This window comes from Bacillota bacterium (assembly GCA_024655925.1).
Taxonomy (GTDB): Bacteria; Bacillota; DTU025; order DTU025; family JANLFS01; genus JANLFS01.
Genome location: JANLFS010000091.1, coordinates 1 through 11,546, shown reverse-complemented (window position 1 = coordinate 11,546; position 11,546 = coordinate 1). Strand labels below are relative to the sequence as shown.

Sequence of the window (11,546 nt, the reverse complement as noted above, 5' to 3'; positions counted from 1 at the left end):
CCATTGCGACGCAGGCGCCCAGGGGCCCTGCGAGCGATGGTCCTTGGCAAGCATGCAGGTATCGCAGGTGTGGTTCTCGACATTGAAGTCGGACACACTACCGACGCGCCCGCAAGTATTACACTCCATCGAAGACGGATCGTTTCCCGGGCAATCCTTTTCATGCCGGCCGAGTGCATTGCCCTCGCCGTCAAACACCTGAATCACCGTCGCGGTATTCTCGAACTCCTCGGTACTTCCTCACCGTGGGCACCGCAACTTCACAGCACGGATCCTCCCTTCGTCTTGGCAGGCGGGCGCCGGCGATTGCCACCTGGTACGCCTCTGTTACGGGCGGCCATGGCAGCCTGAGACCGGCGCGGGCCAACGTGGTGGCGACATCGATCCCCATTGCCTCTGGAGTTACCGTCACCGAGTAGCCCGGGTTTTTCCGAAGGAAGTCCTCAATGAGCGCCATGAGCTGTCGCCGCGCCAGAGGCTGCCAGTACAAACAGCACGCCAACTGCCGGGGCGACCAGTCAGGGTGTCTTTCCTTCATGCGCTTTGTGTGGGACGCCAGATCATAACGATTGATCACCGCGTACACAGGTTGAGTCATGTCGAACCTCGTCTCGAACATCGGGGCCCCGGGAGGACACGTCTTTTTCTTGGCATAGTTGGGGCAACCCTTCGGATGGCCGGGATACGGGCGTCGGCACAGGGTCCGCACATACGGGTTGATGACTGGGACAACGCGAAGCACCATCAGAGTCACTCTCCGATCCTCTTGGTTGCGATGTTATCAGCCTGTGCGCTTACCCCTCTCTGTTGTTCAACAATGCAACAGAGCCCAGGTCCCACACGCTTCCCTTCCTTGCAAACGAAAGGGACCAAGCACTGTTCGTGCCCCGTCATGCTGAACCATAGCGGCTTGCCAGATCGCGCCCGGCAGGCAACAGCGGCATACGCCGCGCAATTCAAGACGAACCCGAGAAGAGTCTAATAATTGCGATGTGGGCGGAGCAGCGCCGCCCACTTGTTTCAGATGTTTCTCGATCCGACTCCTGCACTCTCTTGACAAGCGCTACACCAATTGCGCCCGACAGTTGCAGCTCTTGACTTGACTGCCGCACTTTGAGCATTCCTCTAGCTGGCATCCAGGCTGGTGATGTACCCCAGGTCTTGCCCCGCAATATGGACACTGCGGGCCGAAACTGGCCCCCCGTCCAAACCGACGCTCTTCGCCGTAGGGCACTCGAGGATGCACCACGCGATGGCGCTTCCTGAGAACCACAGGGGACTTCTCGCATCGCGACAATCCCGGCAGGTTCCATTGTCTTTCCGGCTCTCTCGCAAATGCCATGTCAGGTTCCCCCTCTTCTGGGTGCCTCGTACCCGCTGTTCACGGCAAGGGATTGGTTCCGGCCTGCGACGCCTGAGAGAAGGTGGCTGTCGCAGCAACACATGGGCATTACCCCCTATGTCTAGCGATATACCGGAACACTAACCAACCAGGCCGGCTGAGATTAGGTTACACAACCTGGTGGCATCCCGCGGCGTTGGCTGCGGAAACTCCAGATGCAAGGGCTCGTCGCTGCCAGGAATATGTACCACCATCCAAACCGTCCTGCCGTGCGTACCTACAATACGGTGCGGGCCATGGGGCTCACAAAGCCTCACTTCGATGTAGTCGCCTACAGCATACCTTCGCAGGGTCTCTCGGAGGGCCTCTACCTGAGCGCTTTGGGCATCGCGGTCAGCGCCAACGTAGAAGTGTTTCCCTAGCGCGCCGACTCCGATACCGTCTGCGCGGACCTTGACACGCACAGTCTTCCAGCCAGGATGTGAACATCTAGCACCGTCTTCCTCTTCTATCACACAAACGCGCATGTTAGTACCTCCTACGCCCATAGAACGATCACCCCTGGTCGCTCAAACCACTTCGTCCTCCTCAGTATCTCGATGGTATCTTGCTGTCCCCCGAAGACGACGGCGGAGTCCTGAGGCACCCGCCGGCAGTCTCCACCGATCCATGATGATGCCGGCTGGCGATATGTCTCCGTCCGGGGCCAGTCTCGCCCACTTCTTCGCCTGGAGTCTCTCGAGGTAATGGCCATGACCCGCGATCCGCAAGTCCTGGCGTCAATTGTACGACCCAGTTCTCTCTCCCAATCCAGGGGCTTCCCAGGGTTTTGGCTCGCGTATCAGGCAAACTTCCATACAGGAGGCATCCTGGCCTCGAAGACGCTTTACTAGAAGGCGATTTGGGCCAGGAATCTCGTCTCGTCGGGCAGGGCCGTCAAGGGGTAGGTAGCGATCAGCCGACAATTGGCATAACTGCTCGTTGGATCGATGAATTGAGCATATCTGTTCTCGGTGCGTGCTTTCTGAAAGCCCTTGTAGACTTCCAGCAAGCCTTCGTCGAGATTGATTACGTACGCCCATTCGCAGAACAGGCTGTCGCCCAGAAAGTCGTGGTTATCTATCATGTACTTGAGCCCATCGTTGTAGACAAAAAGGTTCCCCTGCGCCTGGTGAAGCAGGCAGTACCAGTCCTCGACGGTTTGCTCCGAGACACCCCCGTCGTAGTAGGGCAAACACTCTTTGATTTGTTGCGGCGTCGGCCTATCGGTTTCTTGAACCAGAATGATCCCCCTGGCGACGTCGATCATCTTATCCACAGGAGTCTTCGTCGCGTAGCGAAGAACCGCCACTCCAAGATAGCCGGGATACGAGTCGTAATGGTTGTATGTAATCTTGTCTCGACCATCTATTCGGAAGCCGTACGCTCCCCTCGTACTCACTGTGCTTTCTGCCCCCCTTCTTCAGGTTTAGGCCGAGCCGCAGGGCTTGTCGGGAACAACGCCCTGTTTCACATAACCGACCCGGCCCGTTCCAACTGTGAGCGGGCCGGGTCTTGCAAGTACCCATGCACCTAAGAGTGGCGCGTCTCAAGCGCCTACCGCCAGCAAGTATGCCACCCCTCCTGGCCTGCTGTGTGGGGAGGCGTGGTAACGCCTCCCCTTAGTGCTCTTGGCTACGCCGCTTCGGGCGCTTTCGCCCGGTGTCCGAAGTAGGTGACTGTCGATTTTTCGGCGTGCGCTTCCAGCCAGGCCTTGATGTGTTCGTTGTCCTTCTTGAGGACCGTCCAGGGGTTGATCTCCAGGAACTGCGAAAGATCCTTTCCCTGCGCAAGCACCATCTCGCCGAACTCTCGAAGCCGTTCGGGCGTGAGCAGGTACTTCGGCTTGGGGAAGTTCCCCCAGTGTTCGCCGTTGCTCGCCACCGAGGACAGCTTGTTGGCCTCGATGTAGTGCTGGAGATACTTCTTGGCAAAGGCCAGGGCCGCCTCAAGCCGGAGAGCATGACCGGCAATCTGGTCAGCGCCTATGTCGTCGAGTCGCATCTCCTTTGTGAGGGGCGGAAACACTCCCACACAATTGAGCGGTACTCCGCAGGCTCGACAGGCGGTCCCTGGCCTCTCCGGAAACCCTGCGCTGCCGGGAAGCGTCTTCGCCTGTTCGATGGCCCTAGCTGTGCTGATTGCCCAGTTCTTTGCCTTCTCCATCTGCGGCGACCCGAAGAGGGCCGCTCTGAGAGGCTTCTCGCGGTATCGCAAGAACCAGAGGCGGCACTCGACCTGTCCTACGCCGTACTTCTCTGCCACCACCCACGAAGACAGCGGAAGTTGCATGGTCTCGCCGGGATCGTAGGCGTCTTTGTTGGTCTTCAGGTCATAGATGATGATCCGATTGCCAACTTGCTGGAGCATGTCGACTTTCACTTGCACCGCGACCCCATCGGCTTCTATTTTGACTTCCTTCTCGCACTCTATGGAGCCATCCGGCCTGAAGCATGAGCAAAACCTCTGCGCCCAGTCCGCGATTGTGTCGGCGTCTTGCTCCGTCAACCAGAGGGTCTCTGGAAGGCGGGACACGACCCAATCCCTCACCTCAGCTACTGGGAGCAGCCCCAGGACCACGCTCTGGACAGCTTCATGCGAGAGCCTGCCCAGCTCGAGTTCCTGCGTCTGCATGTCGGGTGCTCCGACAACGTAGGACTCGTAGTAAGACCGCGGGCATGACTCGAACTTGTCAAACTGTGTAAACGAGTATGTCCAGCTCATCCTTAGGGCTCCCTTCTTTCATGCGACCCCCAGCATCTCCTGGATGTCTGTCCACCGGGCCTGACTCCCGTTGTACTCCCATCCGACTGGGAGTACGCGACAGACCTTCGACAACCGCGCTATCTCGGACGGAGAGTCTTCGACGAATGCCACCGCCCGATAGATCCGGGCTGCTTTAGGCTTGTCCTCCCCCATTATGAGAAGGCCGGGAGGAAAGCCGTGTTCTTTAAGCCACCACTCAGTGACTCCGCGCACTTCCGGAGGCCGGGCGGTGATATATGCAATTCGGCACAGCCGGGAGAGTTCCCGCAGCGCTTCAACGGCGCCCTCAACGGGCCGCGCCTTTTCGAAGACCTCTGGATGCCGGAGGAAGAACTCATCCACCTCGGGTCCGACTACCCCGAACTGAGCCATTGAATACCGATAGGGACGCCAATCGGGAAGGCCGAAAACCTTCCCGATTTCCCTGTTCACCTCTGCTATGGTGTTGCAGATATCTACACCCAGCACAGGTTTGCGCCTCATACAAAGGCGACTCCCTTCTTGAGGACTGCCGCGATGGCCATGATCCACACTGCAAAGCTCAGGAGTCCGTATCCAGTCGACCCAGTCCGGACGAGGCCGAATCCGAACCGCTTGTTCAGCGGCCACAGCAGGGGCACCCCGGCAGGCGTTAAGGCATCAGCCAGGATATGAAGCCCATAGCAGAACCCAACGCACTGCCATCTGGCGGGCAAGAAATACTCCGCCAGGCCGACAGCTGCTGCGATCCCCAAGAGCGAATGCGTGAACCCTCTGTGATCGAGGAGCCCGGTTAGAACGATCCCCACCGCGACAGCACATATCACGAGTGCCGGCCGGGCGGTTCCCTGCCGAGAGAGAGTGGCCGCCGACTCGCTGCAGGCCAGCAAGCCCAGGGCCAACAACAGGGCCCCAACCACAACCCTTCCGACTCGACCCAGTCTCGATCCCGGGATTGCCTTCCCCGCCGTGCTGGTCGGGCAATCCACGTCGGGTAACAGTGAGCCGACCGCTATCGGAAGCAACGGGAGTCGGTTGCTCAGATTCAGGACTCGCGGTACCGCAGATTGAACCGCTGCACAGGCAATTATGCCCATGCCGACATGGGTTCGGCCCGTCACCTGCTTCCCTCCTTACGATGCTTTTGGCACCACGCTCGTGAAGTTAGTCAAGAACACTTGGAGAACAGATAGCTGAGCAGCGTTGTCGTCGCTGCCCAATGTGACATGGAGGCGGCCTTCCACCAGGACATACTGGCCCGGCCTCAGTTGAGCCGCTGCCAACCGCTCGGCCGCCCTGTCCCACGCGGTGACCGGAATTGCCTCCGGCTTCCCGTTGGGGCAGATGACCTTGAGCGTTACCTTGGCCTTCTTTAGCGGGCCAGCTTTCGTCTTGACCACCTCGATTTTCACTGGTGTGCAGACCTCTCCGAAGAGATGGACCGTGTTCATCCAGGGACGCGGCCCCCTCTCGATTTGAGCAGGCGAAGCCACGCCTTTTCGTTGACGACCCGGGGCCCTGCATTCAGGAGAAGAAGGTCGTCTATACCCTTCGCCTTTGCGGGGGGCCACCAGGCGTACGACACTCTGATTCCACTCTTCTGGAGCGCCCGCCCCAGTTCGGTCGCCGCCCGGGCAACGTGTTCGTTAGCAACGCTATCCGAATCGTAGGCAATCACGACGGCTTGGACCCCATTGGCAAGCAAGTCCTCAACAACCCGGGATCCTTTCCAGCAGTTCACCCCAGGAACAGCCACAAAGGTCTTCCCCATTCGTGAGGCGGCTATGTCTGCTTTGAGGGGACCCTCGGTAAGCCAGACCGTCTTGGAATCGGCAGCCCGCGCCACATGGTACACGGCTCTTGCCCCGGTCCCGTTTGAACCTCTTCTCGGATTCGCAGAAGACAGCCAGACGTACCTGGCGCCTATCTGCCTGTCGGGGCGGATTTGGCAGCCGCGTATTCGTCCGTCGAAATCCCTCATCGGGATGAGCAGGCCCGACGGGCCCGCAAGACACCACAGTTGCCTGCCGTGCCTGCCGGTGTAAAGGTAGAACCCAGGGACCCCCCTGGGTTCTACCCACTCAGCTACTCTTCCCGCGATTCCGATTCGGTCCTTTGGAGGAAGCGTCTTGTACTGGTTTTGTTCGATGGCTTGCGCCGATAGGCCCCGCCTTGACGACATGAGTTGTTCCCGGTGCTCCCTCGATAAGTGCAGAGCTCTAAGCAGGATGTTGTACACCCTATCAAGGGTGTCGTCATCCGCCAAGGGCTCTTCGCGTTGGAGAGGCGCCATAGGAACATAGTGCGAGGCGCCATCCACACGGCCTGACGCGCCGCACTTGAAGCACCGATAGACCCCCTTATGGGGGTTCAGATAGAAATGCTTCTTTCTGTCGCCGCAGAAGGGGCATGACCCATTGAGCTCTCCATTTGCCACGGGCTTCAGCTGTAGCGCGGAGATGTCTAGCGCCATGCTGTTCCCTCCCCGTCAGAACACCGATACTCAGGCGGCCTTTCGGCCCTCCTCTTCCCGGCGTTTCTTGTATGTCTTGAGGATCAGGAGGTCCGGAGCTGTTGCAATTCCTGTGTCCAGCGTGATCTCGATGAGATCGTTAACGGAGCACTTGGTCTGAAGATCCATTAACGACGTATCGTTCGGCGTGGTATAGCACTTGTATTGACTGCCTTTCACCACTTGCGGCAGGCCGTTGCTATCGATGCACACGGCCCTGAAGAACACCGTGTCGTGCGCCTTGGACCGGGAGGACTTCTGGGGCACCGGCGTCGTTAGCACCTTTAGAACGGCGAACGGTTCGATTTCCTGACCTAGATCGGCGAACGGGTCCTCGTCGTCCGCCTCCGAGAAGGTGATCTGCTCTGGCACAGTTGGTTCGGCGTTCCCCTTCGGCCGAGCCGCAGTTGCCTCCGAGGCTGGCTGGTTTTTGGGTTGGCTTTCTGCCTCAGGTTCCGCTTCGGGCCCGGCGTCTGCCTTGGCCCTGGACCTTCCCTCGGCCTCCGCAGCGGCCTTCTTCGCGGGGGCACTCGTCCCGGCTTTTGCCTCGTTTCCCACCAGCGTCGCGTGGGGCGCCTCCGAGATCGTTTCTTGCGCAGGCGCCGCCTCGACGGCCGTTGGCGTAGCGTTGTCGCTCTCCCCTTCACCCTCCGTCGACTCGGGCAACTCAGGGAACAGGGGCCGCACACTTCCAGTCCCTTTCTCGAGCGCCGCGACCTCCTTGATTTGCGGCATGAGCTGCTCGAGAGAGCATCCCATGTCCACATGAAGGACCGGCACTACCGTCTTGATGCGCTTTCCGTCTTTCAGGAGCGGGTGCTTTTCCTCCATCTTAACTGAGAGCTTTAAGCCGATCATGGCGAGCCGCCCTGACGCAATCGTCTGGAGGGCGGTGGCGCCCCCTATGATGTTCTGGATGCTGTCTCTTCCAGAAGTCTTGATGGTGTACACTCCAAGCACACCAATGACCTTCGGAAGAAACACATTCAGTTGCCCAACTGGACCGCATTTGTTGGCGGCAGCGAGGGGACACCTTGTTCCCTGGCAGGGAATTCTGACCCACGCCCGACCGGCAAGTGTGCTGTCGGTCACGACGGGGACCTCGAGGTCTCCGATGTAGTAGGAGCCATCCCGGGCAACCACGCCATACTCGTTGTGCGGGAAGCTCTTGAGGTAGTCGAGACTTAGATTGGCCGCCTCTCCGTCGCCTCGACAAATGAGGCCCCACTGATCCCCGTAGCGCTTATACCAACACGGAAAGACCTGGTCGAGGTCGTTAGTGGGAAACATGATGTCGAGGCTCTTGGGTTTGTCTCCGTACACTGCTTTGACTTCATCCGGGACGACGAAGTAGTCGGTGGCCTGCGGAACCTCCTTTGAGCCCGCCTTGACCTTGATGCCGAGCCGGATGACGCCAAGGCGCGGCATCCTTAGTACGTCGGTCAACCCCTTGATTGGCACCACTACCCCTCCTTCTTAGTAACAGGAAGCCGGTCTTTCGGCCAGTCGATCAGGGAGCCGCTAGAACTGTCATGCTGCGCAATAGGTGATTGAGCTGCCGCTGTCTCCCTTTGCTCTTTGCTCCTTAACGAGATCGCATGCCCTGTCCCAGAAGCCCGTTTCCTCCACACAATAGAACCTGCTGACAAGAGCGGCCGCCAAACGACACAGGGCCGTCTCAAAGTCACGTGAAGCGTCGGGAGCCCCGGAATGCTTGTGGACAGTCTCGTGAAGGAGAGTCTGAAGTAGCCCGGATGGGTCCCGGAATAGAATTCTCGAGAGCCAGATGACGTCGGTTTTGGGATTGTAGATAGCCGGTGTCGGACAATCCCCGTCCGACAACAGGTCCTCCAGCTCAGTCACGCGGACCCTTCCGGGAGGCGCATACGCCTTGCCAATGGCAGTTATTGCTGCTTTGAGCAGAGCGGCTTCTGTCGGGGTCAGCCTGGCAGGCACCATTTTCTTCGCCCGCAGGCGCTCTATTACGTTCCGGCTTGTCAGATAACCGAGGCTCTCAAGCACCCCGCGCCAGGCGCCGTAGCACCTTACAACAGCAAAGCCGTGAGTCTCAGCCTCAAGATCGGTTCGTGAATCGTAGTTCATAACAGTCTTCGACCTTGGTCCGACAATCTTGCAGGCAGTCTGAACCCACATCTTCGATGTCGGGTACATATAGAGGTCCGTCTCGAGATACGACTCCTCACGGGCGTGCGCACGCAGGAGCGTCTCGATGATACGTCGACTATGCGTGTTCTCGAGGGCCTCCTTGGCGTAGCGTCGCACGAAGTCCTCGTCAACAATGGTGCGATCTCGGTTTTGCGCCTGCTTGGCTGCCTGCTGGCCCATGACGTTGTAGCTGAACAGCCACCTCTCACTCTTGCCCGCCAATGCCCCGTTGATGTAAAGCCTACCGCCTGGAAGGAAGACTCTATCGTCCCCGAATCGCCGCCCTCTGTGCCAGTGAAGAAACAGAGACTTGGCCTCCTCCAGTTCCTTCCCACTTGCCTCGACCGCGATTCTTGTCCCGCGTGTCCTCCGCGAAGGCCCTAGGCGAAACATGAGCACCTCACACTGCAGCGCAGGATCGCGCGCAATGAACGGCTCGGCCGAGAAGCCTACGCTGTCGATTCTCATCCGCCTGCCAAGACGGGCTGCAACCAAGGCTGCAAGCTTTACTCCTTCGCCGAAATTGCCAATCAGGTCAGGTTCGTCTCTCTTGCTCGATTGCCCCAGGGCAAGGTGCTCGCGCCTGAGCCCCGGCCCGAGATCGGTTACTATCGCGAAACCGTTGCGCGCCCCCACGGTGACCCTGTACCCCCGGGCCATCAAATCCAGGCCTTCCTGCAAGACTTCGCGAAGGCACTCGCCGATTCCCCAGGTTGGGACGTATGAAGGGCTTATCGCCGTGCGGATCGTGTCCGCGTCGTCTGCCACTAGCGGCAGCTGCACGAAAACCATCCCCCTCATTTGGTAGTGTGAAAGGCGCGCCGCCCATCGTGGCGGGCGGCGTGACTTGGAACCGTTCATGGGGTCTCACAGATCGTGTCCGCGAGACTACGAGCGCCGAAGGCGCGCAGAAAACCAGCGAAGCAACGCCGGAGTATTCAAAGAATGACTTCGGGAGCTGCCCCTGAAGGGGCACCTCCAGACACAGACACAGGAACCGGTTCTCCCGCCGGTGACACGGCAACCTTCGCAGATCTTGCCACCTGCGACGGGCCGTCCAGGAAGACGGCGTTATCGCTGAGTTGAGCGCGAAAACGCGGGGGGATGTCCCCCTGGTGCCAGAGGTCACGCGTGATAACGACGAGGCCGTTGTGCGGTCCAGCGATGAACGCGATGACGAACTCGTGGCCTGCGACTCCTTGGAATCCGGCAGAGTGGCCAGCGGGGATGACGAAGTGCTGTCCGCGTATTCTGGCTACCATCGCGCCGTCGGGGGTCCGGTCGCCATTGAGCTTCCAGACAAGCTTCTCGACCCAGAAGCTCACCTCGAAACACTCGGAACTGCACAGCGTCGGAGAGACCGCGGTGTCCCGCGAGAACTCTTTCCCGCATACTCTACACCTCATGCTAATCCCTCCTGCGTCGAGGCTCGTGCTTTTCGAGGCGGGCTCGCTGAAGGCTCCGGATGCAGAGGCTGCTGTCCTATGCAGTTGAAGTCCCACGCCAACTGGTACACACCGGGGATTACCCTCTTCCGGCGTCTGCTTCTCGCAGCGACTTCGACGAAGCTCCAACCGCTGTACCCCGCGAGGATGTCCCTTCCCGCCGAAGCTGCCCTGGCCTTACGCCAGTAGGTCTCCGCCGACTCGAGCCGCTCGAGGCCCTCCATGAGGGCCTTTGCGAGCGCAGCGCCCATGTCATCGCCCTGGGCGAGAGCCCGGAGACCTTCTGCGCTGAACTTGCCCTCGATAGCAAGAGCCGCTCTGAGTTTGCCGCCCATGAGCCGCAGCGCCGCGTCCTGAAGCGTTTCCTTGTAGGCCATGAACACCACTTTGACGGGGTTCTTCTGGCCAATCCTCCAGGAGCGCCTTGCGGCTTGCCTGAGCGTGAAGAGGTTGTAACCCGTCTGGTAGAACACCAGCGTCGGAAAGTCGTAGAGGTCGAGTCCAGTCTTCACGAGGTCGGCATTTCCCACAACGACCTGGCAGCCGCGAGCGACCGCGTGCGACAGCCACCCTTCCCTCTTCTCCGGAGGAACCGAGGCGCGAAGGACCCGTACCCTGTAGCCGGCATCCCGAATCACCTGCTCGAGCCTCGCGGTAACGTCCTTCTTGTTTGTGAACTTGACGTACACATACACGCGGCGTCCCTTACCGACCTCATCGCGTATGATGCTGAGCAGGGCGTCTTCCTTGGGGTAAATCCGATTCTGGGGCAGTTCCACGGGCTTCGCAACTACTCTGCCGGTTTGCCTGTCGAGTATCTGTGGATTGCCAAAGGGCCTGTCCGGATACGCAAGAAGGGTCTGAAGATACTGGGCGGACGCCTTCGGCCCTGACCTTCCTATGGCTGACTTCAACGAGCTTTCGAGCGCATCGTAAGCGGCTCTTTGATCGGGGGTCATCTCGACTATCTCCACATACTCGTCATAAGGCGGCAACCCGTCAGCAATGTCCTCGAGGTTGATGAACGCCGTACTGTCCAGCAAATGCCTGGAGAACAGCTTGAGACTTACGCCCGGCAGCTCTTTCAGCCGGACGCTCTCATCGGCGCCTCGCGAACTCTTGTTGAACACCTCTCCGGCGTCTGTGACGATTACTCGCCTCAGAACGCCATAGGTGTTCACGAATTGCTGCACGCTGCGGTACTCAAACCCCATGTCCTTCATGAGCTGAGGGTCGAGGGCAAAGAGCAGGTAGTGGAGGCTCGACGCGTATCCTCCTGCGAGGGTCCCGGTCATCG

Annotated in this window: 12 protein-coding genes; 1 reads left to right on the top strand and 11 read right to left on the bottom strand. The window is 59.5% G+C overall.

The annotated features are described in order from the left end of the window. Positions 1-190 precede the first annotated feature (190 nt). Positions 191-754: a DUF2284 domain-containing protein gene (locus NUW23_12530; protein ID MCR4426991.1), complete on the bottom strand. Its 564-nt coding sequence runs from the start codon at positions 752-754 to the stop codon at positions 191-193. Positions 755-1,557: 803 nt separating this feature from the next. Between NUW23_12530 and NUW23_12525 the strand changes: the two genes are divergently transcribed. Next, positions 1,558-1,764: a hypothetical protein gene (locus NUW23_12525; GenBank protein ID MCR4426990.1), complete on the top strand. Its 207-nt coding sequence runs from the start codon at positions 1,558-1,560 to the stop codon at positions 1,762-1,764. A 467-nt stretch (positions 1,765-2,231) separates the two neighbouring features. On the opposite strand, the gene NUW23_12520 is transcribed toward NUW23_12525, so the two are convergent. The 10 genes from NUW23_12520 to NUW23_12475 form a co-directional block, all read right to left on the bottom strand. Then, entirely contained in the window at positions 2,232-2,783 is a 552-nt protein-coding gene (locus NUW23_12520) for a hypothetical protein (protein ID MCR4426989.1), read from the bottom strand. Positions 2,784-3,016: 233 nt separating this feature from the next. Further along, positions 3,017-4,105, bottom strand: coding sequence for a PD-(D/E)XK nuclease family protein (locus NUW23_12515; GenBank protein ID MCR4426988.1), 1,089 nt, complete (start codon positions 4,103-4,105; stop codon positions 3,017-3,019). An 18-nt stretch (positions 4,106-4,123) separates the two neighbouring features. After that, a complete protein-coding gene (locus NUW23_12510; GenBank protein MCR4426987.1) occupies positions 4,124-4,630 on the bottom strand; it encodes a hypothetical protein in 507 nt (168 codons plus the stop codon). Next, positions 4,627-5,247: a metal-dependent hydrolase gene (locus tag NUW23_12505; GenBank protein MCR4426986.1), complete on the bottom strand. Its 621-nt coding sequence runs from the start codon at positions 5,245-5,247 to the stop codon at positions 4,627-4,629. The genes NUW23_12510 and NUW23_12505 overlap by 4 nt, the downstream gene beginning before the upstream one ends. A 12-nt stretch (positions 5,248-5,259) precedes the next feature. Next, positions 5,260-5,577 carry a single-stranded DNA-binding protein gene (locus tag NUW23_12500; protein MCR4426985.1) on the bottom strand — a complete coding sequence of 106 codons (318 nt, stop codon included), beginning with the start codon at positions 5,575-5,577 and terminating at the stop codon, positions 5,260-5,262. Then, a complete protein-coding gene (locus NUW23_12495; GenBank protein MCR4426984.1) occupies positions 5,574-6,599 on the bottom strand; it encodes a DUF3854 domain-containing protein in 1,026 nt (341 codons plus the stop codon). Before NUW23_12495 ends, NUW23_12500 begins: the two co-directional genes overlap by 4 nt. 30 nt (positions 6,600-6,629) lie before the next feature. Then, positions 6,630-8,099, bottom strand: a complete 1,470-nt coding sequence (locus NUW23_12490; GenBank protein MCR4426983.1) for a hypothetical protein — start codon at positions 8,097-8,099, stop codon at positions 6,630-6,632. A 69-nt stretch (positions 8,100-8,168) separates the two neighbouring features. Further along, positions 8,169-9,587 (bottom strand): hypothetical protein, encoded by a 1,419-nt coding sequence (locus NUW23_12485; GenBank protein ID MCR4426982.1) that lies wholly within the window; start codon positions 9,585-9,587, stop codon positions 8,169-8,171. 155 nt (positions 9,588-9,742) lie between these two features. After that, on the bottom strand, positions 9,743-10,210 hold the full coding sequence (locus tag NUW23_12480) for a hypothetical protein (GenBank protein MCR4426981.1): 468 nt from the start codon (positions 10,208-10,210) through the stop codon (positions 9,743-9,745). Next, on the bottom strand, positions 10,207-11,546 hold a 1,340-nt coding region (locus NUW23_12475), incomplete at its 5' end, for a helicase-related protein (protein MCR4426980.1). The genes NUW23_12475 and NUW23_12480, both read right to left, overlap by 4 nt.